The sequence below is a fragment of the Floricoccus penangensis genome (assembly GCF_001832885.1).
Classification (GTDB): domain Bacteria; phylum Bacillota; class Bacilli; order Lactobacillales; family Streptococcaceae; genus Floricoccus; species Floricoccus penangensis.
Genome location: NZ_MKIQ01000026.1, coordinates 56,152 through 81,677, shown reverse-complemented (window position 1 = coordinate 81,677; position 25,526 = coordinate 56,152). Strand labels below are relative to the sequence as shown.

The following is a 25,526-nucleotide window of genomic DNA, read 5'->3' as shown; positions in this document are numbered from 1 at the left end:
CTTCAAATGATATATAATAGTAGCAATGAAAAGTACTTTCATTTTCATAAAAACTATCGGAGATAACTAAATGGCAAACCTTTACTTCAATCCCTGGGATGAAGAATACAAAGTCCCTTTTGGGGCAAACAAAATAAATTCTACTAATAAATTTAATATAATTGTTGAAACAGATAGCCCAGTTGATGTTGATTTCGTTTTGCGAAGCGAAGACGGTTTTGAAAAATATTTTCCAATGAACCCATCGAACACGACTAAATACTTACATACAATTGAGCTTACTGATTTCGATAAAATTGGGGTATATAGTTACTTTTTCCAAATAAGAGAACATAAGAATGACTGTACCTACCTCTTCTTTTATGGTGCAAAAAGACCTCATACTGGCGAAGGACAGTGCTATCCACATAAAAATGAAACATCTCCTTTTACTTTGACAATTTTTGATGGCGAAGATAAAGGACCTGATTGGTATAGAGATGCTGTTTTTTATCAAATATTCCCTGACTCCTACGCTAAATCAGATAATGAAAAAATTGAAAACCCAATTGATAATGTCCTCTTCTATGGCAAGACGACTGACCGACCTTTTTACGTAAAAGAGCCTAGTGGAGATATCGCACGTTGGACCTACTATGGTGGAACACTGCGTGGTATTAGGGAGAAAATTCCTTACTTGAAAGATTTGGGAATTACTGCCCTCTATCTAAATCCAATTTTTAGTGCTTCGAGTGTCCATCGTTATGATACTGCGGACTATATGGAAATTGACCCCTTACTGGGAACAGAGAAAGACTTTACCGATCTGATAAAAGAACTTCATAAAAATAATATGCAGATTGTTCTTGACGGAGTGTTTTCTCATGTGGGTAGAAACTCTACCTATTTCAACTACGATGGTCGTTTTGGTGAAAATGTTGGCGCATATCGTGATCCTAAAAGTCCACACATTGATTGGTTTAAATTCAAAGAATACCCTCATGATTATGAATCTTGGTGGGGAATTATGGACTTACCTGAAATCGATAAACATAATCCTGTGTTCCAAAACTATATCTATCAAGCAGATGATTCAGTTGTTAATAAATGGACCAAGTTTGGTGTTGATGGTTGGCGTCTTGATGTCGCTGATGAACTTCCAGATTCTTTTATTGCTGGAATCCGCAAAACCTTGAATAACTATAATGACAAAGTTTTAATTGGTGAAGTGTGGGAAGATGCAAGTCGTAAGATTGCTTATGAAGAAAAGCGTAAATATATACTAGGTAATTCAATGCACTCAGTTATGAATTACCCATTTCGTAGTCTAATTCTAGATTTCTTAAACAAAGATATCTCAGCTCAAACTGCTTATTATCAACTTACTAATCTACAGGAAAACTATCCATTTGATATTTTCTTAAATAATTTCAACAATATCGGTACACATGATACTGCTCGTGCTTTAACAATGCTTGGAGAAGATACAAATAAACTTTATCTCGCACTACAAATGTTGATGACACTCCCTGGTGTTCCTTGTATATATTATGGAGATGAGGCACTCACTAGTGGTGGACCTGATCCGGATAATCGTTCTTTTTTCCCGTGGGAAAATATTAACGATAAAGTCCATGATGACTTCAAAAAATGGATTAGAATACGCAAGGAAAATAAGGAACTTTCTAATGGCCTTTTACTTTCTTTTTACACAAATAAAAGTTTTGGAATAATTCGTTATAATAACGAAAAAATATCTGTGCATGTCATCAATGCTTCTAATAGTATTGATATTTTAAACGACCAATCAATTCACTTCTCAAAACCAATACCAGATAGGATTCTAAGCCTTTTTTCTGGTGTGAAAATCGAACCACAATCTTCTATACTTTTAAGCAAGAACGTTATTTAATGACGCTCTTGTTTTTTTAAAAAAACATTGATTACAACACAATAAAAGTGTATACTAATAGTAAAAAGTAAACGTTTTCATAAAATATGTGAATTATATTACTTTAGAAGGGAGAACTACTCTGAATAAGCAATCCGAAAGTTTCATGACAGGTGAAAACTTTAAGGCACAAGATTACTTCGGTCATCATAAAACAAAGAACGGACATACATTTCGAGTCTGGGCTCCAAATGCCCAAAATGTTGATTTGGTTGGTGACTTTACCAACTGGGCTGAAAATTCTATACCTATGACTAAAATTGATAGTCAAGTATGGGAAATCACAACTGACTTACCTAATATTGGCGATTTATACAAATTTCAGGTTACCCGTAGTAACGGCGAAATCATTATGAAAATTGATCCATTTTCTATCGGTTTAGAAAAAAGACCAGGTACTGCTTCCGTTATTTATGATATTCCTGAAAAAAATTGGAAGGATGACAAGTGGATTAACAGGAGAAATAAAAGCAATTATTTTAAAGAACCTATTAATATTTATGAAGTCCATCCCTATAGTTGGAAAAATCATAACGATGGCACACCTTACACTTTTAAAGAATTAAAAGAAACTCTTATTCCTTATCTAATTGAAATGAATTATACGCATGTAGAGTTCATGCCGCTCATGGCTCACCCCTTAGATATGTCTTGGGGATATCAATTAATAGGATATTTCGCTTTAGAAAATACCTATGGAAGGCCTGAAGAATTAAGAGACTTTGTTGAAGAATGCCATTTAAATAATATAGGGGTTATTGTTGACTGGGTTCCTGGACACTTCTGCATTAACGATGATAGTTTAGCATACTACGACGGAACGCCTACATTTGAATATTACAACGAAACTAGAGCAAACAACTATCGCTGGGGAGCCTTAAATTTTGATTTAGGCAAACCACAAGTGCAATCATTCTTAATTTCTTCTGCTCTCTTTTGGTTAGAATATTATCATATTGACGGGATACGTGTAGATGCTGTTAGTAATATGGTCTACCTTGATTATGATGAAGGTCCGTGGGAACCAAATCACGAAGGAACAAATATTAACTTAGATGGATATCACTTCTTAAGAAAACTTAATGCTGTTGTCAAAGAAAAACATCCTAATGTTCTGATGATAGCGGAAGATTCTGAGACGAAAATTAAGGTAACAGGTCCAATTTCAGAAGATACTCTTGGATTTGATTATAAATGGAACATGGGTTGGATGAATGACATCTTAAGATTCTACGAAATGGATCCGATATTTCGTAAATATAATTATGGATTACTAACTTTTAGTTTCATGTATGCCATGAGTGAGAATTTCATTTTACCCTTCTCACATGATGAAGTCGTACATGGTAAAAAGAGTATGATGCATAAAATGTGGGGAAATCGCGAACAACAATTTTCAGGTCTTAGGAATCTATATGCATACCAGATGTGTCACCCTGGAAAAAAATTATTATTCATGGGTAGTGAATTCGGCCAGTTCCTAGAATGGAAATACAATCAAGGTTTAGAGTGGGATAGCTTAAATGATGATCTTAATCATAAAATGCAACACTATTCTAAAAGCTTGAATGAGTTTTACAAAGGTCATAGTCCTCTATGGAAAATTGATCACGATTATTCTGGTATTGAAATTATTGATGCGGATAATAGTGATCAAAGTATCTTTTCTTTCCTCCGTAAAGACGAGGAAAATTATCTATTGTGTGTCTTTAATATGACACCAGTTGAGCGCGTTAATTTCACTGTTGGAGTTCCCGATGCTGGTCTTTATACTGAAATCTTCAACTCAGAACTTAAAGAATTTGGTGGAAATCTTGATAAATTAAATCAGGATACCAAAACCAGAGAAGGTAACTGGAAACATTATAAAAATACATTGTCATTCACACTACCGCCACTTGGTGCTTCACTTTGGAAATTGAAAATTAAGGATAAAAAGAAGAAAGGTAAATCTTAGTATAACTAAGAAAAAGGTAATGCAAATGAGTAAAGATATGCTCGCATTGATTTTAGCCGGGGGACAAGGAACTAGACTTGGTAAATTAACTCAATCTATAGCTAAACCTGCTGTTCCATTTGGTGGGCGATACCGTATTATTGATTTTGCACTCTCAAACTGTGCAAATTCTGGAATTAAAAATGTTGGAGTAATAACTCAATATCAGCCTTTAGCTTTAAATGAACATATTGGAAATGGGTCAGCATGGGGGCTTGATGGAATAAATTCTGGCGTCTCAATTCTTCAACCATATAGTGCAACTGAAGGGAATAAATGGTTTGAAGGAACTAGTCATGCCATTTACCAAAATATGGACTATATTGATCATATTAATCCTGAATATGTCTTAATTCTCTCAGGAGATCATATTTATAAGATGGATTATGACGAAATGTTAAATTCTCATAAAGACAATCTAGCGAGTCTTACTGTTGCTGTAATTGATGTTCCTCTTAAAGAGGCGAGTCGCTTTGGTATTATGAACACTGATTCTTCTAATAGAATTGTAGAATTCGATGAAAAACCAGAGCATCCAAAATCAACAAAAGCATCTATGGGGATCTATATCTTCAATTGGAGAGAGCTTCGCGAAACTCTCATAAACGGTGCAAAAAACGGTGTTGATATGAGTGACTTCGGACAAAATGTCATTCCGGCTTTCCTTGATTCTGGCGAAAGAGTTTATGCCTACGAATTTGAAGGGTATTGGAAGGATGTGGGTACAATTGACTCCCTTCATGAAGCAAATATGGAATATATATCACCTGAAAATGAATTAGATTCAAGAAATCGTCAATGGAAAATTTACTCAAAAAATGAAATTGCTCCACCAAATTTCATCACTTCAAAAGCATCAGTTAAAGATTCACTTGTAGTTGATGGTTGTGTTGTTTCAGGAAAGGTTACTCATTCAATATTATCAACAAATGTACAAGTTAAAGAGGGTGCAGTTGTAGAGGATTCATTTATAATGCCAGGGGCTATTATAAATGAAAATGCTGTAATTAAACGAGCTATTATAGGTTCTAATGCTGTTATTGGAGCAGATACTGAGATTATTGGTGAAGAAGATATTCAAGTTATTGGATATAAAGAAGTCATAGGAGTACCAAAAGATGAAGATTGATAAATATTGCGCAATTTTAGGAAATGCTGTTGGTTATCATGAGATGGATGAATTAACAGCTAATCGCCCACTAGCTACACTTCCTTTTGATGGAAAATATAGATTAATTGACTTTCAATTATCTAATCTCATTAATGCTGATATTCATAACGTGTATGCTATATTCCATGAAGATAAGGTTAACAGTGTACTTGACCATATAAGAAATGGTCGCGAATGGGGATTAAATAGCCTTCTTAGCCACCTTTTTATCGGCTTTTATAATAAAGACTTTAATGATGTTTATGCAGATGATGATTACTATGAAAAGCTATTAACTTATTTAAAGAGAACAGGTAGCGACTACACTATATTCTCAACCTGCGACATTCTTTGCAATATCAATCTTAGTCAAGTAATCCATGTTCATACAGCAAATAAAAGAAAAATGACTGTTGTTTATAAAAGAATGGCTAATGAAAAACTATCATCTGCTAACCAAATATTAGAAATCGATGACACAGATACTGTAGTTGGAGCTTCTCAATTTGATCCAAGTAAACACACGAATAGTGATGCTACCATGTCAGCTGGAACTTATGTAGTAAGTACTGACTGGTTAATTGAATTGATGGAACAAGAACAGGCTAAAGCTGAACCTCGTAAACTTCGTTACCTTTTAAGTAATCAAGTTTCCGAAACTGATGCTCTAGCTTATGAATACACTGGTTATCTCGCTAATATCCATGATGTGAAGACATATTATGATGCTAATATGGATATGCTTGATCCTCACAAATTCAATTCTCTCCTTTTTGGAAGTCAAAAAGTTTATACAAAAGTAAAAAATGAGGAAGCAACTTACTACTCAGAAAACTCTCGTGTTGAAAACTCACAATTTGCATCTGGCTCTATTATCAATGGAAGTGTTCTTCATTCAATTATCTCTAGGAATTGTTTAGTTGATGACGAATCAGTAGTAAAAGATTCAATTCTCTTCCCTAAAGTAAAAATTGGAAAAAACGTCAATATTGAATATGCAATTATTGATAAAAGTGCAGAAATTGCTGATAATGTCACTATCAAAGGTACACCTGAAAAACCTGTTATTATTGGAAAATCAGATAAAATTACAGAGGATATTAAAGGATGAAAATATTGTTAGTTGGGGCAGAAGCTGCCCCTTTTATAAAAACTGGTGGTCTTGGAGATGTTCTAGGTGCATTGCCTAAGAGTCTCAACAAAAAAAAGGATGTTGATGCCAGAGTTATATTACCTTATTACAAGGGAATACCACAACACTTTAAGGACCAGGCTGAAGATCTATTTTATACATATGTCGATGTTGGATGGAGACACATGTATGCTGGTGTAAAACATATATATTTTGAAAACGTACACTTCTACTTCATTGATAACGAATACTACTTCAATCGTGATGGTGTTTATGGTTTCTATGATGATGGAGAAAGATTTGCCTTCTTCCAGCAAGCTGTTCTTGAAATTCTTCCGCAACTTGAATTTATTCCAGATGTTATTCACGTAAATGATTATCATACAGCAATGATTCCCGTTCTCCTAAGAGAAAAATATGCTTGGATTGACGGCTATCCATATATAAATACACTATTAACCATTCATAACATTGAATTTCAAGGGCAATATGATCCAGCTACTTTAGGTGAACTTTTCAACCTAAGTATGGATAAATATAATGATGGAACTTTTCAGCAAGATGGTTGTTTCAATTGGCTTAAATCTGGCTTGATTTATGCTAATAAAATAACAACTGTTTCTCCAACATATGCTAAAGAAATTCAAACACCAGAATTTGGTAAAGGTCTCGATTCAATTCTTCGTGCTCAGAGTAGTAAGCTTTCTGGAATTGTAAATGGGATTGATACTGAGATTTTCGATCCTGCAAAAGATGAATTCCTATTTAAAAATTATTCTTTAAAAACAGTTAAAGATAAAACTATTAATAAATCGGAACTTCAAAAACAAGTTGGACTTCCTGTTCGTGAAGACGTAATGCTAGTTGGTATTGTTAGTCGACTTACTTATCAAAAAGGTTTTCATTTAGTCCTAGAACAAATGAAAGAAATCTTGAATTGGGATATCCAATTTGTCATTTTAGGAACAGGATACAAAGAATTTGAAGAAGGCTTCTCTTGGTTTGCCGAAAACTATCCTGATCAAGTTGCTACAATTATCAACTTTAACCTAGAACTTGCACAAAGAATATATGGTGGAAGTGATTTATTCTTAATGCCTAGTGCATTTGAACCATGTGGTCTATCACAAATGATGGCTATGCGTTACGGAAACTTACCACTTGTTCATGAAATTGGTGGCCTTAAAGATACAGTAAGCCCTTACAACCCACTAACTGGTGAGGGTACAGGATTTGGTTTCAAGAGTTTTGATAGTTATTGGCTAAAAGACGTGCTCGCTTCTGCCAATTTATTGTATAATAGAGACCAAGAGGCTTGGAAGAAACTTCAAAAAAATGCAATGGAACAAGACTTCTCTTGGGATACTGCTAGCCTTGAATATTTAAATTTATATTGGGAACTAAATTAAAACAAAGGAGTAACATGGAACTTACAAAAGAACAGTTTATCAGAGATTTCAAAGATCAATTGCATAGAGATTTTATTGTTAAGATCAATGAATCTACTGATGAGGAACGCTTTTTAGCACTTGCACATTTAATTAAAAAGTATATCTCAACACCTTGGCTTGAAAGAAGACATGATTTAGTTGAAGAAGATGTAAAAACTGCCTACTACTTCTCAATTGAGTTTTTACCAGGCCGTATGCTTGAAACTAATTTACTAAATCTTGGAATACTTGATTTAGTTGAAGATGCTTTCAAGGATGTTGACGTAGACTTTTCAGATGTAGTAAACGCTGAAAAAGATATGGCTTTAGGTAATGGTGGACTAGGGCGTCTTGCTGCTGCCTTCATGGATTCACTTGCTACAATTGGGGCACCAGGTTTTGGTAATGGTATTCGCTATAAATACGGTTTATTTAAACAAAAGATTGTTGATGGCTACCAAATTGAACTTCCTGATGCTTGGCTTGGAACTGACGGAAATGTCTGGGAAACAAAAAAACCACACTCTGCAGTAGAAGTAAAAATCTATGGCAAAGTATACCTTTATCCAAATAAAGAAGGAAATTTCGAACCTTTCTATGAAGATCCTACAATTTTACGTGCTGTACCTTATGATATTGCACAAATTGGTTTCCAAAACGGTGTGGTGAACAACCTTCGTTTATGGGATGTAGAAATTCCTGAATCAGAAGAAGATAAATACCGTACTATTGAAGATCGACGTAAAATAGAAGATATTACAAATATCCTCTATCCAGATGATTCATCTTATGAAGGAAAGTCCCTTCGTCTAATTCAAGAGTATTTCATGGTTTCTGCAGGACTTCAAACTATCATTAAGAACTATCTTAAAACTGGGAAAGACCTAAAAGATATCCATGAATTAGTTGCAGTGCATATCAATGATACTCACCCTGCACTAGCGGTACCAGAATTCATGCGCATTCTAATGGATGATTATGGTGTTGTCTGGGAAGATGCTTGGAATTCTACAGTTAAAGTTATGAGTTATACAAATCATACTATATTAGCGGAAGCACTTGAAAAATGGGATTGCAATCTATTTAAAGAAATCCTTCCTCGTATCTATCAAATCGTAAATGAAATTGATAGTCGTTATGTTGAAGAAGTTTCAGGAAAGTTCCCTGGCAAAATCATTGAAAACACAAGAATTATTCGTAATGAAAAAATTCATATGGCTAACCTTTCAATCATCGGTGGTCATTCAGTAAACGGTGTTGCTAAACTCCATACTGACTTACTCATCTCTGATGTACTTAACGACTTCTACCAAATTTATCCAGAAAAATTCAATAATAAGACAAATGGAATTATCGTACGTCGTTGGTCACAAATCTCTAATCCACTTATGTCGGATGAAATCGATAAGCTAATCGGTAAAGAATGGCGCTCTGATATTCACCAACTTAAAAACTTAGAAAAATTCATCACTGATGAAAAAGTACTAAACGAGTTTTACGAAGTTAAAAAAGAAAATAAGAAAAAACTTGCTGCATACGTTAAAGAAACTCAAGGTATTGAACTCAATCCTGATGCTATCTTTGATGTCCAAGTTAAAAGACTTCATGCCTATAAACGTCAATTATTAAATCTTTTACACATCATTAAACTATATTGGGATATTAAAGATAATCCAGATATTGACATGGTTCCACGAGTATTTATCTTCGGTGCGAAAGCCGCTCCTGGATATCGCTTTGCAAAGTCTGTAATTAAACTAATTAACGAAGTTGCTAACTTAGTTAATAATGATGAAAGTCTTCAAGACAAACTGAAAGTTGTTTTCCTACCTAACTATAATGTAACTCTTGCAGAGTTAATTATTCCAGCCTCAGATGTTTCTGAACAAATATCTACAGCAGGTAAGGAAGCTAGTGGTACTTCAAACATGAAATTCATGATGAATGGTGCTATCACTCTTGCAACACTTGATGGAGCAAACATTGAAATTAAAGATGCTGTCGGTGATGATAACATCGTAATCTTTGGTATGAATACTGATGAAGTTTATGATCATTATGAAAAACATGACTATAATGCACGTAAACTATATGAGGAAAATCCAACTATTAATCGTGTTGTTAATACATTTATAGACGGTACAATTCTAAACTCACAATCAGAAGGTCAAGAAATCTATGATGCATTAATTCGCCATAATGATGAATACTTCTTATTAGAAGATTTTGAATCATATGTTAATGCTCAAAAATATATCAATGATATCTATCGCGATAAAATTAGATGGTCTCAAATGGCTCTAAACAATATTGCAAATTCTGGCAGATTTAGTGCTGATGATACTATTAGACTTTATGCGGAAGAAATCTGGAATATTAAACACAATTAAAAATCTTAAAATCAAAAATGATATGGGCATAGTAACCTAAAACACGAAAATTAATCCACTAGATATCCTAGTGGGTTTTTAAGCAATATGATAAATTATGATAAAAATTATTAGAATAAATAATGAAAATAAAGAAAGTCTTCAGCTACCCAATGAAGATTTTCACATATTTGGCAAGCTGATTCCAACATTTAAAGACGAAACATGGTCTTATCAAGAAGAAATTTTCGAAAAATCTTGGTCTATGAAATTCCCAGATGAAAACTATTCTTTAGAAAATATTGATAATAGAGGTTTTGCCCTTGCAGCCTTTGATGGAGAGAAATGTATAGGATTCGCCATTTTTGAAGATACTTGGAATAAATTCATGTATTTAATGGACTTAAAGGTAAACAAAGAATATCGTAAACAAGGTATTGCTTCCTTACTACTCACTTCTGCTGTAGGAGAAATTAAAAATAGAGGATATAAAGGAATAAATACTATCGGACAAGATAATAACCTGGCAGCATGTCGCTTCTACCTTAATAATGGTTTTAAAATTGGTGGAATAGATAATATGAACTATAAATTTACTCAACAAGAAGGAAAAACTGATATTTACTTCTATCTAGAATTCTAAACAATAAAAATGATTAAGTATGTGCTTAATCATTTTTATTGTTATTCAATTCTTCTTTTCTAAAGCAAGTTTCTTCATGATCTTCAATAATACCTACTGCCTGTAGAAAGGCATAAATTATGGTTGTACCTACAAATTTAAAACCGCGTTTCTTCAAATCTTTTGATATTCTATCCGATAATTCATTATTAGCTAAGAAACCATCCACATGTGGATAACGTATTATTGGTTTATTATCCACAAATCCCCAAAGATATGAATCAAATGAACTAAACTCTTCTTGAATTTCGGAAATACGATTGGCATTATTAATTATTGCATCAACTTTCAAACGGTTACGAACAATCCCTGCATCAGAAAGTAATTCTTGACGTTTTAGATCATCATACTTAGCAATCTTTTTATAATCAAAGTCATCAAACGCTGCATAAAAATTTTCAGTCTTATTAAGAATGGTCATCCAAGATAGGCCTGCTTGCATTAAATCAAGCGATAGTTTTGCAAAAAGTGCTTGATCATCATGGACTGGAACTCCCCAAACCTTATCATGATATTCAATCATATTTTCAGTTTTCCCAGTCCACGCACATCTCTTCTTCATATAATTAACTAGTCTTTCTTTTTATCAAAGTTTGGACGATAAAAATTTCTATTATCAAGTGCAAAAATGCGAGGTGTCATTTCTCCTGGTCCTACTTGATTTAATGCTGTCATCATCATCATCATACTAGCATCTAGGTTATCAATCATATGAATAATTTCAGCTTCCATAATATGCGGACGAACAGGACTACCATATTCAAGCTGACCATGATGGCTTAGCAAAACATGACGTAATAAAATCACATCTTCATCATTTTCATCAATACCAAGTTCAGCTACTGCTTTTGATACTTCCTCATCAATTAAAACAATATGTCCAATTAAATTACCAGCAAGCGTATATGAAGTATTTACCGGTCCGCTTAACTCAATTGTTTTAGCCATGTCATGAAGCAAAATACCAGCATACATTAAACTTGCATTTAATCTTGGGTAAACTTCAGTAATTCTTTCAGCAAGCTGTACCATTGTCACTGTATGGAAGGCAAGTCCAGTTTCAAATGCATGATGATTAACTTTAGCAGCTGGAAATTGGAAAAATTCTTTATCATATTTTTTAAAGATATGACGAACAATCCTATTCCAAATACCATTTTCAATCTTAAAGATAACCTTTTGCACATATTCCCTTAACTCATCTGCAGAAACAGGTGGTTTTTCTTTAAAATCTGCTGGATTATTAGGTTCAGTATTTTCAGGTAAACGTAAGAAAATTTGATTTACTTGAGGCATACCATTGTAGAGTTCCTTAACAGCACGCATGTAAACAACTTTTCCTGCAATAAATTCTTCAACATTATGGGCTTGAGCATCCCATAAATTTCCAGAAATTGTACCAGTTCTGTCTTGGAAAGTCATTGCAATATAATCCTTACCAGCACGAGTTTTTCTAACTTCTGCTGATTTTATTAAATAAAAACCCTCGAAACGATCTCCTACAGCTAAATCTTTTAATTGACTCATAGTCTTATTACTTCCTTTTCTTTTTCTTCTCTATCAAATGCCCTGTCACTAGTAAAAATAATGACTTGGTCTTCTCTTGCAACATCCCTTAGAATACTCAACAAATTACCCCTTCGATCCTTATCATACCTCAAAGAGCTATCATCCAAGAAAATAGGGAAATTCAAATTCTTGGCTTTAATGAATGCTAACCTGACTGCTAGTTGAAGTTGGTCCCTTGTTCCAGTAGATAAATCAAGTAATCTAAGACTTACCCCGTCAGTATTGGTAAGCATTAATAAATCACTATCTAAATCAATCTGGTTCCAGTAGCCATCCGTCAAAAGTGATAAATATTCCTCAGCAACCTGTAAAATATCAGGTAAACTGTGAGTCGAAAGACTGGCAGTAGCATTCTTGATAAGATCAATTTGAGTAGCCTTTATCATATACTCTTTGATTGTTTCAGAAAGTTCCGTTCGACCCAGCTCCAAATTCATTTGCAATTCTCCCAAGCTGCCATCACTTTTCTTCTGTTCAATTCTGACAGAAATTATACTATTATCATCAATCAAAGAATTAAGCTTTTCATTGAGGACAGCTATTTGACTTTCAATCTCTTCAACCTGTATCGCAATTTCATCAAAATTAATTTCATCATCTTCTGATAAATCAAAAATCCTAGATAAGGCATTATATTGTCTTTTTTGATAGTCAATCTTTTGTTCAGTTGATTGCCAAATCCTAATCATATTTGGAACATTATCCACATGTGGATAATTAAAAAGTAAATCATCTAAGTTTGCATATAGTTGGGATAAATCTGCTTCATTTTCTAAATTATCATAACGCTCAAAAGATAAATAGAGGTTTTGAAGCTCTGTTTCTATTGATTTAATAATCTGATATTGCCCCCTCACATCATTAGGTAGCTGATACCACTCACGAAAATATGAAGTAAGATTAAAGAAATCATTCAAAGCATTAGTATCCGCTATATCCTGTGTATTGCTAGATGTTTTTGAGTAAATGTAAACGATAACTGCAGTAATGACTTCCAATGCAAGGGCAAGATAAGCATATATGCGATATTCATCTGATAGCATTATTAAACTTGAAGCAGTTAAAATAATCACGGCGAGTAAGAAAAATTTCCATGAATTATCCCTTTTGTTACTAATTTGGTTAATATATTTTTCTTCTTCTAATGCTTGTGGATAAATATCCTGTATTTGACTTAAGTTATCTCTAGTATCTTCTTCTAATAAAAAGTTGTTTCTTGGCTTATCAAGTAAGTGAAGTTGCTCAATATTAGAATCAACTTTTTTTTCTAAATATGAAATTTCTGATTGTAATGAATTAAAAATTTCATATTGAGCTAAGAGATCATCATATTCTGCTTGGTCTGGAATTGGTTCAGCCTGCTTAAGTTCAGATGATAAATCTAAATATTGATAATAATTCTCTTCATAATTAAGCTTATGCTCTAAATCTTGTCTATCTTTTTCTAATTGATTTATCAATGAACGAATACGTGTAATCTCTGTGGCACGTTCTTCACTTTCCTTAATCAAGGGAGCAAGTTCAATTTCTTCTGCTTCTTTATCAGCTATCTTCCTTTTAATCTCTTCAAGTGAAGCTAGCTGTATGTTTAAAGGCTTAGACATTGCCTTAGGACTAGTATAAATACTATTTTTTTCTTTGATAAGGTCCTGCTCTTTATCATATAAAGCAACTGTACCAGTCGTTAAAGCCATTCTCCACTGAGCATCTAAGCTCTCAGCATCGTAATCTTTTTCTCGATTTATTTGTAAGTTTTCCTGAGTTACAGAGTAAATCTGGTCAAATAGATTTACTGACATAGGACTTATTAACTCAAGCCATTCATCCTCAGATATTTCAGCACCACTAGAATACCCTGCTTTGAATGTTGGATTTCCAGATTTCTTCGTTTTTATACGTTCAAGCCAAATCTCTTCCCCATCAAGCTCTAATAAAAGTTTTCCACCATAAATTTTACTATTCTGTGGATAGAAATCTCGGTTAGATTTAGTCCTGTTTTCAAAACCAAAAATCATATATTTGATGAAGGCTAAAAGTGTTGATTTACCTGCCTCATTATTTCCTAAGACAACCGTAAACTGAGAAAAATCATAACTTTGATTAACGAGTTTTCCGAATCCTTCGATTTCAATTCTCTTAATTTTCATGAGAACCTCCTTGGAAATTGAAGTTTTCATCTATAAAATTTGATAAATCTGACTCTAACTCATCTAAAAAATCCTCAGAAATAATCTTTTGAATTTCAATATTTCTTGGTAAATTTTCTGCCAGCTTATAAAAATCAAGATGCGAAAGGGCATCTAAAGGTAAATCAATTTTTTCATGTTTTGAGTTTGAATCTTCCAATGGTAATAATCTTGTTTTAACTATCACCTTGCCTTCGGCTCGTAAACTATCCACAAGTTCTCCGCTTGTTAGTGCTTCTTTCAATTGTTCCTTAATATCTTGATAATTTGAAAAGTATAGGCTATAAAAATTGCTTTCATCTTCAAGGTGCTGACGAATTTCAAACATAACTTGACTAAGTGTGGATAAACCAGATAAATCTATTGTTTCATTTTTCCAATGAGTTGGAGATAAGTCTACTAACTCCAACTTCATACCTGTATCTGTTAGTTCAACAAGAGCTACCTGACTAGTAATTTCTTTACGATTTCTACCTATTGGAGTACCTGGATAGATAATATTATCAGCTATATTAGATTGAAGATGTATATGACCCAAAGCCCAGTAATCATAGTTTTTGATATTTATATCAGTTATGGTCGTTGGTGCATATGAACTACCACCAAGTTCTCCATGAAAGATTCCGATATGATAATCAACTGAATAATCTCGTTTGGGGTATTCCTTAATCTTATTTTGACTGATATGAGGTTCAAGATAAGAAAAAGCAGATACTGCAATCTTCTCTCCATTACCTGTTTGAAAATACTTAGTTTCAATATCTTGACTGTAAAAGACTTGAACATTCTTTGGGAAATCAAACCAATATGTATTTTGGCGATAATAATCATGATTACCAAAGATTAAGAAGACTGTAATCCCAGCTGTCTCTAACTTTTTCAACTCCTGTATGAAATAATTTTGCATCTTAATACTAGGCTTAGACTGATGAAAATTATCACCTGCAAGTACAAGAAAATCTACTGATTCTTCAATTGAAAAATCAGTAATCTCTTCTAATATTTTATATGGTTTATAGACTACTTTTTGTTTCAAGCCTTCAAATTCTCTATCTAAATGCAAATCTGCAACATGCAAAAACTTCATAATAACTTTCTAAATATAGTTCTTAAAACTATATACGGTATTTGCTTAAAGTTCTACCGCTAATGATGATTTTAATTTTTCTACTCTCTCAGCAACATCTCCATTGAAGACATAGCTTCCTGCGACAAAGACATTTGCTCCAGCATTACGACATGCCTTAATAGTCTTATCGTCGACTCCACCATCAACTTCAATATCATAAGAATACTTCTTAGCACTTTTTATGGCACTTAATTCTGCTACTTTATCCAGACATTCTGGTATGAATTTTTGACCACCAAAGCCTGGGTTAACTGTCATTACCAATACTTGGTCAACCATAGAAAGTACTGGTTTAATAGCATCCACAGGAGTTCCTGGGTTAATAACAACACTTGCCTTCATTCCAGAATTCTTAATTTTCTGCAAGGCACCATGAATGTGATTTGTTGCCTCAACATGAATTGACATGATATCAGCTCCAGCTTCAGCGAATTCATCAACATATTTTTCAGGGTTTTCTACCATCAAATGACAGTCTAGAACTAATTTGCTCGATTTTCTAATAGCCTTAACAACACCTGCTCCGAAAGTCAAATTATCAACAAAGTGACCATCCATTATATCAATATGAATGTATTCAGCTCCTGATTCTTCAATTACTTTTGCGTCACGGGCAAAATGGCCAAAATCGGCACTTAAGATAGATGGTGCAATTTTCATGTTTTAACCTTTCTTACTTCTATTTTTAGCGTATGTTTCTCGCTTGTTTTGAACCTCTGACAACAGTTGCAGATAATCTTGGTAACGACTATCTAGGATATCCCCGTCTTCGACCGCAAGTTTAACAGCGCATCCTGGCTCGTGTGTATGAGTGCATTCTCTAAACTTACAGTCATGACTATAGTGAAGGATATCAATGAAAGCCTCATTTAAGTCTGGTGCATCCTTTACTTCGTAATCAATCGAAGAGAACCCTGGTGTATCAGCAATCCATCCTCCTGCGATAGGGAAAAGTTCAACATGACGAGTCGTATGGCGACCACGCCCAAGCTTGTCAGAAATTTCTTGTGTTTCGATGGTAAGGCCTGGCGCAATCTTGTTTAAAAGAGTTGACTTCCCAGCTCCCGTTTGACCCATAAAGACCGTTACTTTGTCCTTAAAATGTTCAAGTAAATCTTCTGGTTTGAAAAAAATGTAATAGCCAATTTTTTTATAGTCTTTTTGAACTTGCTCAAAATATGATGTGTCTTCCAGTAAATCAAGCTTACTGATATAAATAAGCGGTTTGATGTATTTGTGCTCCAAAAGAACCAAAAATCTATCTAAAAGGTTCAGAGAAAAATCAGGCTCTACTGCACTCATTACAACTACGGCTTGGTCAATGTTAGCAATCGGCGGACGAACAAGGAAATTTTTTCTTTCCTCAATGCTCAAAATATAACCTTCACTATCTTCATCAGCTGTGTATTCAGCAAAATCACCTACAACAGGTTTGATGTCTCGTTTTCTAAAATTTCCACGCGCGCGTGTTCTTTCAATCTCACCTTGGTTTTCAATATAGTAAAAACCAGCAAGTGATTTAATAATTCTTCCTTTTTTATTCATATCTATATTATACACGATTATGAGCTATCATTCATTAATGATGAAAGAAAAAAGCCACAGAATAGTGGCTGTAGCTTTAAATATTAATAGCATTTTTCACATGGTGTATATCCTTGTGCCTCTGCATTTTCTATAGTAGTTGAAGAAAAGCTACCATTTCCATGTGGATGTGTATGATATCTTTTACCAGTAGGAGTAATGTAAACCGTTGCTGAATTATTATTATCAACAAGTGCTTGTGGTGCTTGAGCCGCTTGTTCTTGGGCTGCATGCTTATCTGCTTCTGCCTGAACTTTTTTATCTGCTTCTGCTTGAGTCTTCGCTGCCTGCTCTGCTTGGGCTTTTTCTTTTGCTGCTTTATCTGCATTATCTTTTTCTTGCTTTGCATATTTTTCTTTCACATTTGAAAGCCTTGTTGAATAATTTTCCTTACTATCTTCTGATAATGAATTTATTGCACTATCAGCGGCAGCTATTGTATCCTTAGTAGGATTTTTTTCAGCAAGTGATAATTTAGAGTTGGCATCATCTACCTTTGCCTTATATTCCTTTTCTCTATCTTCAACTTCCTTAGTCGCTTTATTTAATCTATCTGTTATATCAGAATTTTCTTGAGGTATCTTTCTAACAAAAGACTTAGCAATCTCTAGATTATTCCTAGTTGGATTTGCTTCTACCTCTTTTAACTTGCTTATAGCATCATCTTCGGCCTCTTTTTGCCTCTGAGCCTCTTTCCTCTTTTCCTCTTTAAGCTTTTCTTGATATTCAAAATAACTGCTGTTATCAACTTCTAATGTTCTCTCAGTCTCTTTACCTTTATATTTTGCAATGACTTTAACTTCTTGAATTTTTTCAGTTGGTGATTTTTGGGGAGTTATTAATTGTTCAAATTTTCCACCATTATCTAAATTTAGGCTTATAATTTCTCCATCAAATTGAACAGTTGCATTTTTATCAGCATTTCCCGCAACAAAATAAACCCCATCTTGATTTGCTCTGATTTTACTTTCTTCAAAATCAATTAATGATTTGCTAAATCCACTTAAAAATGCTCCTAAAACAATAAATATACCAAATAAAACAGCGAATTTCTTTTTCTTACTCCAAGAACTAAAAATTTTTAATAATTTTTTCATTCCAATACCCCTTTAATATTGTTATACAATTAAATATATATCAATTATATCATAGGATTGTCGAAATATGATGTTATTATATGTAAAAAAAAACGACCGGATAGTCGTATTTTAAATTATTCTATACCTCTTCAACCATATTTCTATAAAGAGCTTCTGATAATTTTGCAAATTCTGGAATTGAAAGAGCTTCTCCACGGATTGTTGGAGAAATTTCTGCTTCTTCAAGTGCTTTTGCTAATTTAACTTTCGTTTCATCTGCCTTACCAAATTGTGCTAATAAATTATTCCATAACGTTTTTCTACGATGAAGGAACGCCATTTTACTCATTTTGAAGAAGAAATCTTCATCACTAACTTCAACAAGGGGGTGATCGCGTCTTACCATCTTAAGAATTGCACTGTCTACATTTGGTGCTGGAACAAATACAGTACGAGGTACAATAAATGCTACTGATGCATCCATGAAATATTGAACGGCAATTGAAAGACTTCCGTATGATTTAGTATTTGGTTCAGCACTAATTCTATCTGCCACTTCTTTTTGCATCATAACTACAAATTCAGCGAATGGAATTTTACTTTCAATCAAATGCATAAGAATTGGAGTTGTAATGTAGTATGGAAGATTTGCTACTACCTTAATTGGTAGTTCAGGATTTTTGAATTTCTTAATCTGACTTTGTAGGTCTGTTTTCAATATGTCTTCATTCACGACCTGTACATTATCATAATCTGCTAATGTTTCATCCAAAATTGGAATCAGACGGTCATCTATTTCAAATGCCATGACTTCAGCAGCATTTCTTGCTAAAAACTCTGTTAATGCCCCAATACCAGGACCAATTTCAATTACATTAACTTGATCAGATAAGTCAGCAGTTGCTGTAATCTTTTCTAGAATATTGGGATCAGTTAGGAAGTTTTGTCCTAAACTTTTTTTGAAAGAGAAACCATGGCGCTCTAAAATAGCTCTGGTGTTGTGATAGTCTGCAATGTTACTCATTTATAATTCTCCATAATATTTCTTACTTCTTCTTCAGTTATAGCAAAAAGCGCTAGTCTCTTTGGTAGTTGTTTGGCATTAACATAACCAATTCTCAATTTTTCACCAAGGTACTCTCTACGTTTTTTGCCATCGCTTGACATAATTAAGCCGAGTTCACTCAAAACATTAGTTGGTATCTGAGGAAATTCTAAGTTACCTTGTCTGGCATCTTTGAGAGCTTCTTTTAAGTCCTCATAACTTGCATGCTCAACACCCAAAGACTGACCTTTAGTTTTTGATTTAGGTCTTGCTTCATCTTGCTTTAAAAATGCTTGCTTTACATTTGGAATTGCTTGAACAATACGTTTTCTTATCTTTTCACCTGAAAAGTCAGGGTCAGTAAAGATAATTACTCCACGAAGTTCTTCCAACATTTCTATTTTTTCAATATCTTCTTCTGTCAAAGCAGAACCTTTAGTCTCAAAAGTATCAACTTCAAAAAATTGTTTAAGACGACTTGTATCATCCTTACCTTCAACTACTATAACTTCAGATATCTTTATTTTTTCTTTATTTTCTTCAATCAATTAATATATCACCACTCTTATACAAATCAAAACAGATTTCCAATTGCTCCTGGCTATTACGCAAATTGGATAGTTTAGGCAATTCTTCCATAGAGAAATATCCAAATTCATCCGTTTCACTGTTCTCCTTAAAATCAAAGGACAATTCATCCACTAAAAAAATTGCCTTATAGTACTGAGTCAACTGAGGATTATACTTGTTAGTATCAAAAATTGCTAGTAAACGATTAATAGACCCAGACATTCCAGCTTCTTCAGATAGTTCCTTCAATACATTTTTCTCCAAAGAGGTACCGACCTCAGCATAGCCACCAGGGAGTGCCCACTCGCCGCCACGCATATCTTTTACGAGGAGTATTTTATCATCTTTTACGACGAAAGCTCGCACATCAACAGATGGTGTCGGGTATTTACCCAAAGGTTTCTTAAGTTCAGCAAGTTCAGATCTATCTACTAATTCAAGATTTTCAAGTAGGGCAGCTGTAACTTCTTTGAGTTCGCCATACCTTTCTAAATCAAAAACATCTTTTCCGTAGTGAAGTCCTGCATCTGCGATAGCATTTAGCCGTTGCAAGTCATAGAGCATTTTCCCTTTATCCATCTACTTTTTCTCCAGTCCGAAAAGTTTATGAGCATTTTCTTGAGTTTGTTTGGCTACTTCCTCATAAGTCATTCCACGTAGATCAGCGATTTTCTCCACGACGTACTTTGTGTAGGCTGAATGATTTTGTTTACCACGATAGGGCATAGGAGCAAGATAAGGTGCATCAGTTTCCACTAGTATTTTATCTAGTGGAAGTTTTTGAGCTGCTTCTTGAAGTTCAATCGTTTTCTTAAAAGTAACGACTCCGGAAAAAGAAATATACATTCCAAGATCCATGAATTCTTTTGCTTCCTCATAATTTCCTGAAAAACTGTGCATTATACCACCACGAGGACCGACACCTTCTGACTTAATGATCTCATATGTATCTTCAAGCGCATCGCGAGTATGGACAATAAAAGGCAGGTCAACTTCTTTTGATAATGCAATCTGACGTCTAAAAACTGCTTCTTGCACTTCCTTAGGTGAAGTCATCCAGTGATAATCAAGACCAATTTCTCCCCAACCGATAACTTTGGGATTAGACATATTTTTTAGTAGATAATCTTCTACTTCTTGATTATAATCCCCTGCCTCTGTCGGATGCCAACCAATTATACTATATAGATTTTCATATTTATCAGATAAGGCTAAAGATTGCTCAATTGTTGGATAGTCAAATCCGACAATTGCCATTTCCGTAACATCATGTTCTTTAGCTAAGGCAAGCTCTTCATCTTCAATTCCTGCAAAGTCTTCTACATTCAAGTGTGTATGTGTATCAAAAATCATTATAAGTACCTCTTTATCAAAATCAATGCTTTTAAGCTATAATTAATTCAATTATAGCACATTTATGAACCTTACCCTATTCCCTTAAATATAATATGCCCACTCTTCTATAGTCACTTAAAAATAGACTAATACATCATTGCGATTTATACTAATAAGCTTGCTTATTAGTATAATCGACAACGTAGTAAAATGAAGGTATTTCTATTTTAATCAACAATAACAAATAGATTTAAGATTATTTATAAATAGTTAAAAAAAAGGTGCATTTTCATGCACCTTCTTCTTGTTTCTTTTCAATTACGGATTATTAGATGACACTCCTTAGACGAGCATCTCTGTTCTCAATTGTGCGTACAGCTCTTGGTAAAAAAGTACGAATTTCTTCTTCGTTGTATCCAATATTTAATCTTCGATCATCTTTAATAATCGGACGACGTAATATCTGTGGATTCTCCGAAATAATTCTTACCATTTCACTAAAGCTCAATTCCTCAAAATCAATATTTAACTGTTTAACAAAACGGTTACGTGTTGAAATCACCCCATAAACACCATCTTCAGTCATTGCTAAAATGCTTATTACTTCAGTTTCTGTCAAAGGACTACTAATCATATTTCTTTCATTGTAAGAAATTTGATGTCTTAAAAACCAGTCTTTAGCCTTTTTGCAACTTGTGCATGATGGCGCAGTATAAATTGTAAGCATAGAACATCCTCCTATCGAAAAGGAACTACTATCATGTGGTAATTATACCATTTGACACCTTTATTACAAGGGTTTATTCAAAATGTAGTTTGAGATTTTTCTATTACTCTTCAATTTCAATTTCGCCTTCAAGCTCTAATTCAATGTTCTCAGGTTCTGTATCTTTTATATCTTTTATATCTTTTATATCTTTTTTATCTTTTGAAGACTCTACTTTCTCAGATTCATCAGCTGCAATTAATCCATAATAAACACGAACTGCATGATCAATTTCTTCAAATACTTCCGGATGTTCTTTCAAATAAAGTTTTGCTTTTTCTGAACCTTGGCCGATTCTTTCACCATTATACGAGTACCAAGCACCAGATTTTTGAACGATATCAAGATCTGAAGCAATTTTAAGAAGTTCACCAGTTTGCGAGATACCTTCTCCATACATTATTTCAACTTCTGCTACCTTAAATGGTGGTGCAACCTTATTTTTTACAACTTTAATCTTAGTTTCTTTACCAACATTTTGATCTTTATCATCGCCAGTACCCTTGATTTGAGTATTTCCACGGACATCTAAACGAACTGATGCGTAGAATTTAAGTGCGCGTCCACCGGGTGTTGTTTCTGGATTACCGAACATAACCCCAACTTTTTCACGAAGTTGGTTAATAAAAATAGCAATTGTTTTTGTTTTATTGATACTTGCTGAAAGTTTACGCATAGCTTGACTCATCATGCGGGCCTGCAAACCAACGTGGCTATCACCTATATCCCCGTCAATTTCAGCACGAGGCACAAGAGCAGCTACTGAGTCGATTACTACTAAATCAATGGCTCCACTATCGATTAGTTTACCAGCTATTTCAAGACCTTGTTCTCCACTATCTGGTTGTGATAGTAGAAGTTCGTCAATATTTACACCTAGAGCTTGAGCATAAGCTGGATCTAATGCATGTTCAGCATCAATAAAGGCTGCAATTCCACCTTCTTTTTGAGCCTGAGCAACAGCATGAAGAGCTACTGTTGTCTTACCTGATGATTCAGGTCCATAGATTTCGATGATTCTTCCTTTAGGATACCCACCAGCACCTAGAGCTAGGTCAAGAGCTAAGCTACCTGAACTCATAACTTGTACTTTTTGTTCAGCCTTATCCCCAAGACGCATCAAAGCACCTTTACCAAAATCTTTCTCGATGATTTTCATAGCATCATTTAATGCTTTTTCTCTTTCTTCACCGTATTTTTTAGTTATTTCTTCTGTTTTTTTCTTTACTTTTGCCAATATTTGTCTCCATTTCTTATTGTTCGAAGTCCCTTTAATTATAACATTTTTACTCTTATTTTAATAGAATGCGGTTTTCATTTTGTATTTCTATCTTTATCACTTAATCTATATATATATACGAAAAAATAACTTTATTTTTTATTATTTTTCTTACTATTTTTACAAAATAGGGCTTAGGTCTTAGGCGATTTTTCGCAAAAAGTATATAATTAACAAGGTATTAATTAATGAATTATGTAAATTTTATAAAGGAGAAGATATGCCAATATTAGAATTAAAAAACATTCGCAAATCATACTATCTTGGCAAAGAAGAGTTTCCCGTCCTAAAAGGATTAAATCTTTCTTTTGAACGGGGTGAATTTGCAAGTATACTAGGTGAATCTGGTGGTGGTAAATCTACCTTGATGAATATCATTGGTGGACTTGATAAAGAGTTTGAAGGTGAAGTCATCGTAAACAATGAAGACCAACGTTCTAAAACAGAAAAAGCTATGGACGATTACCGCCGAAGCACAGTTGGCTTTATCTTCCAAAGTTTTAATCTCGTAAATTACTTATCAGTTTTAGATAACGTCCTTTTGAGTCTTAAAATGACTGATTTGAATCATAATCAACAGATTAAAAAAGCTGAAGAATTATTAAAGCAAGTTGGACTTTTTGAGCACCGAAAGAAGAACCCAAATCAACTCTCTGGTGGACAAAAACAACGTGTTGCAATTGCTAGAGCATTAGCAAATGACCCTGAAATCATCATCGCAGATGAGCCGACTGGAGCACTTGATAGTCAAAATACAAAAGAAGTCCTTAAAATTTTGAGCGATATTGCTGAAAGTGGTAAGACTGTAATCGTTGTAACTCACTCACAAGAGGTTGCTGACTGTGGTACTCGAATTATTAGGCTTGCTGATGGACAAATTACTAGTGATGAAAAATTAAGAGATCCTTACACTGCTGTTCAAGCTAAACCATCATTTAAAAACAAGGCTATGAGTTTTTCAAGTTCGCTTGGAATGGCTTGGAAACATTTCCTTTACAATTGGAAACAAAATCTCTTAATCGCACTTGGTACAGGAATTGGTCTATTTTCTGTAATGGTATTCTTAGGTCTCGGTAATGGTGTTAGTCAATTTGCCAACAAGCAAGTAAGCGACCAACTGAATCCCAATTATCCAATGATTATGCGTCGTGTCACTAAAGATGACAAGACACCTAATGAGCTTGCTATGCAAGAAAGTCAACAGTCTTTATATTCTGGGGATGAAAATAGCTTATTTGATGATCAGTTGATTGATAAGATTAAAAAAGTTGATCATGTAAAATCAGTTACTGAATCTTATAATATCAATCCTGTAGCACCTGGTAAATTGACTGTAGACAACTTTAGTGAAAACTTCCAAACAATCACTTCTTGGGGTTCAAATCAACAAGTAAGTGCCATAAAGGCTGGTAAAGTTCCTAAAGCTGGTGAGATTCTTATAAGCAAACAAGCAGCGCTCAAATATGATAATGAAAACTTTAAATCTATAGTTGGTAAAAACGTTAAATTATCATATACTATAATGTCTAGTGATGCTAAGAAAGCAATAAATATTGAAAAAGAATATACAGTTTCAGGTGTTGCAGATGTAATGACTCAATCAGGTACAATTTTCATGGATCAAAGTGAGTTGAAACAAACCCTCAAGGATAATGGTGCGCAAACTAAAACTGGTATTGTTATTGCAGAAATTGATGATTCAAAAAATGTTGATCAAGCATTAAAAGATATCCAAAATATTAAAAATAATGGTAAAAAAGCATTCGTTACTGCTGGTTCTGGAGATATTCTTAAAACCATAAATAGTTACCTTGATATTATCAAATATGTTCTTGCGGCAATTGCTGGTATTTCATTAATCGTTTCAATATTTATGATTGTTGTAACTACCTATATGAGTGTAACTGAGCGTACTAAAGAAATCGGTATTCTAAGAGCTATGGGTAGTCGTAAAAAAGATATCCGTCGCTTATTCACAGGAGAAAGCTTAATGCTTGGTATATTTGCAGCTATCATTGCAATTGCCGGTGCATTAGCAGGACAAACCTTATTAAACAAAGCTCTTTACAGTTTAGCTAAATTTAATTTAGTTCAAATAACTTCTGGAGCAGTTATCTTTGCAATCGTAGTTGGTATAGTCATCGCACTTGTAGCAAGTATTGCTCCATCAAGCCGTGCAAGTAAGATGAATATGATTGAAGCCTTGGCATCAGAATGACCTATTTGGACTTAAACATTCTAAAACTTTCATATAAACAATTATAATTCAACAAAATGGAAGCCATAAAATGACTT

The 25,526-nt window shown here is 33.8% G+C and carries 21 protein-coding genes; 8 read left to right on the top strand and 13 right to left on the bottom strand.

What is annotated here, in order from left to right; all coding sequences use genetic code 11:
- The first annotated feature begins 70 nt into the window (after window positions 1-70).
- From BG262_RS04270 to BG262_RS04240, 7 genes are all read left to right on the top strand, one after another.
- On the top strand, window positions 71-1,891 hold the full coding sequence (locus BG262_RS04270; RefSeq protein ID WP_070787641.1) for a glycoside hydrolase family 13 protein: 1,821 nt from the start codon (window positions 71-73) through the stop codon (window positions 1,889-1,891).
- A 121-nt stretch (window positions 1,892-2,012) separates the two neighbouring features.
- Window positions 2,013-3,887, top strand: coding sequence for a 1,4-alpha-glucan branching protein GlgB (glgB, locus tag BG262_RS04265; protein WP_070787700.1), 1,875 nt, complete (start codon window positions 2,013-2,015; stop codon window positions 3,885-3,887).
- 25 nt (window positions 3,888-3,912) lie between these two features.
- Window positions 3,913-5,055: a glucose-1-phosphate adenylyltransferase gene (locus tag BG262_RS04260; protein ID WP_070787699.1), complete on the top strand. Its 1,143-nt coding sequence runs from the start codon at window positions 3,913-3,915 to the stop codon at window positions 5,053-5,055.
- Entirely contained in the window at window positions 5,045-6,187 is a 1,143-nt protein-coding gene (glgD, locus tag BG262_RS04255; RefSeq protein WP_070787640.1) for a glucose-1-phosphate adenylyltransferase subunit GlgD, read from the top strand. Before BG262_RS04260 ends, glgD begins: the two co-directional genes overlap by 11 nt.
- Window positions 6,184-7,617, top strand: coding sequence for a glycogen synthase GlgA (gene glgA, locus BG262_RS04250; protein WP_070787639.1), 1,434 nt, complete (start codon window positions 6,184-6,186; stop codon window positions 7,615-7,617). Before glgD ends, glgA begins: the two co-directional genes overlap by 4 nt.
- A gap of 14 nt (window positions 7,618-7,631) precedes the next feature.
- On the top strand, window positions 7,632-10,028 hold the full coding sequence (locus BG262_RS04245; RefSeq protein ID WP_070787638.1) for a glycogen/starch/alpha-glucan phosphorylase: 2,397 nt from the start codon (window positions 7,632-7,634) through the stop codon (window positions 10,026-10,028).
- 97 nt (window positions 10,029-10,125) lie between these two features.
- A complete protein-coding gene (locus tag BG262_RS04240) occupies window positions 10,126-10,650 on the top strand; it encodes a GNAT family N-acetyltransferase (RefSeq protein WP_070787637.1) in 525 nt (174 codons plus the stop codon).
- 25 nt (window positions 10,651-10,675) lie between these two features.
- Here BG262_RS04240 and BG262_RS04235 read toward each other — a convergent pair whose 3' ends face one another.
- From BG262_RS04235 to recA, 13 genes are all read right to left on the bottom strand, one after another.
- Window positions 10,676-11,251, bottom strand: coding sequence for a DNA-3-methyladenine glycosylase I (locus tag BG262_RS04235; RefSeq protein ID WP_070787636.1), 576 nt, complete (start codon window positions 11,249-11,251; stop codon window positions 10,676-10,678).
- An 8-nt stretch (window positions 11,252-11,259) separates the two neighbouring features.
- Window positions 11,260-12,216: a 3'-5' exoribonuclease YhaM family protein gene (locus tag BG262_RS04230; RefSeq protein WP_070787635.1), complete on the bottom strand. Its 957-nt coding sequence runs from the start codon at window positions 12,214-12,216 to the stop codon at window positions 11,260-11,262.
- A complete protein-coding gene (locus BG262_RS04225) occupies window positions 12,213-14,405 on the bottom strand; it encodes an ATP-binding protein (RefSeq protein ID WP_070787634.1) in 2,193 nt (730 codons plus the stop codon). The genes BG262_RS04230 and BG262_RS04225 overlap by 4 nt, the downstream gene beginning before the upstream one ends.
- Window positions 14,395-15,531, bottom strand: a complete 1,137-nt coding sequence (locus BG262_RS04220; RefSeq protein WP_070787633.1) for a metallophosphoesterase — start codon at window positions 15,529-15,531, stop codon at window positions 14,395-14,397. Before BG262_RS04220 ends, BG262_RS04225 begins: the two co-directional genes overlap by 11 nt.
- 45 nt (window positions 15,532-15,576) lie before the next feature.
- Window positions 15,577-16,233: a ribulose-phosphate 3-epimerase gene (rpe, locus tag BG262_RS04215; protein ID WP_070787632.1), complete on the bottom strand. Its 657-nt coding sequence runs from the start codon at window positions 16,231-16,233 to the stop codon at window positions 15,577-15,579.
- A gap of 3 nt (window positions 16,234-16,236) precedes the next feature.
- A complete protein-coding gene (gene rsgA, locus BG262_RS04210) occupies window positions 16,237-17,118 on the bottom strand; it encodes a ribosome small subunit-dependent GTPase A (RefSeq protein WP_070787631.1) in 882 nt (293 codons plus the stop codon).
- Between the two features lie 83 nt (window positions 17,119-17,201).
- The gene (locus BG262_RS10360) at window positions 17,202-18,254 is read right to left on the bottom strand and encodes a hypothetical protein (RefSeq protein ID WP_083312893.1); all 1,053 of its coding nucleotides are present in this window, start codon (window positions 18,252-18,254) and stop codon (window positions 17,202-17,204) included.
- A 121-nt stretch (window positions 18,255-18,375) separates the two neighbouring features.
- Window positions 18,376-19,260 (bottom strand): 16S rRNA (adenine(1518)-N(6)/adenine(1519)-N(6))-dimethyltransferase RsmA, encoded by an 885-nt coding sequence (rsmA, locus tag BG262_RS04200; protein WP_070787630.1) that lies wholly within the window; start codon window positions 19,258-19,260, stop codon window positions 18,376-18,378.
- A complete protein-coding gene (rnmV, locus tag BG262_RS04195) occupies window positions 19,257-19,829 on the bottom strand; it encodes a ribonuclease M5 (protein WP_099098653.1) in 573 nt (190 codons plus the stop codon). The genes rsmA and rnmV overlap by 4 nt, the downstream gene beginning before the upstream one ends.
- Window positions 19,822-20,403, bottom strand: a complete 582-nt coding sequence (locus tag BG262_RS04190) for an NUDIX hydrolase (protein WP_233278817.1) — start codon at window positions 20,401-20,403, stop codon at window positions 19,822-19,824. The genes rnmV and BG262_RS04190 overlap by 8 nt, the downstream gene beginning before the upstream one ends.
- A gap of 27 nt (window positions 20,404-20,430) precedes the next feature.
- Window positions 20,431-21,204: a TatD family hydrolase gene (locus BG262_RS04185; protein WP_070787628.1), complete on the bottom strand. Its 774-nt coding sequence runs from the start codon at window positions 21,202-21,204 to the stop codon at window positions 20,431-20,433.
- A gap of 310 nt (window positions 21,205-21,514) precedes the next feature.
- The gene (gene spx, locus BG262_RS04180; RefSeq protein WP_070787627.1) at window positions 21,515-21,913 is read right to left on the bottom strand and encodes a transcriptional regulator Spx; all 399 of its coding nucleotides are present in this window, start codon (window positions 21,911-21,913) and stop codon (window positions 21,515-21,517) included.
- 103 nt (window positions 21,914-22,016) lie between these two features.
- On the bottom strand, window positions 22,017-23,189 hold the full coding sequence (gene recA / locus BG262_RS04175) for a recombinase RecA (RefSeq protein ID WP_070787626.1): 1,173 nt from the start codon (window positions 23,187-23,189) through the stop codon (window positions 22,017-22,019).
- Between the two features lie 262 nt (window positions 23,190-23,451).
- Between recA and BG262_RS04170 the strand changes: the two genes are divergently transcribed.
- Window positions 23,452-25,449: an ABC transporter ATP-binding protein/permease gene (locus tag BG262_RS04170; protein ID WP_070787625.1), complete on the top strand. Its 1,998-nt coding sequence runs from the start codon at window positions 23,452-23,454 to the stop codon at window positions 25,447-25,449.
- Window positions 25,450-25,526: the final 77 nt, after the last annotated feature.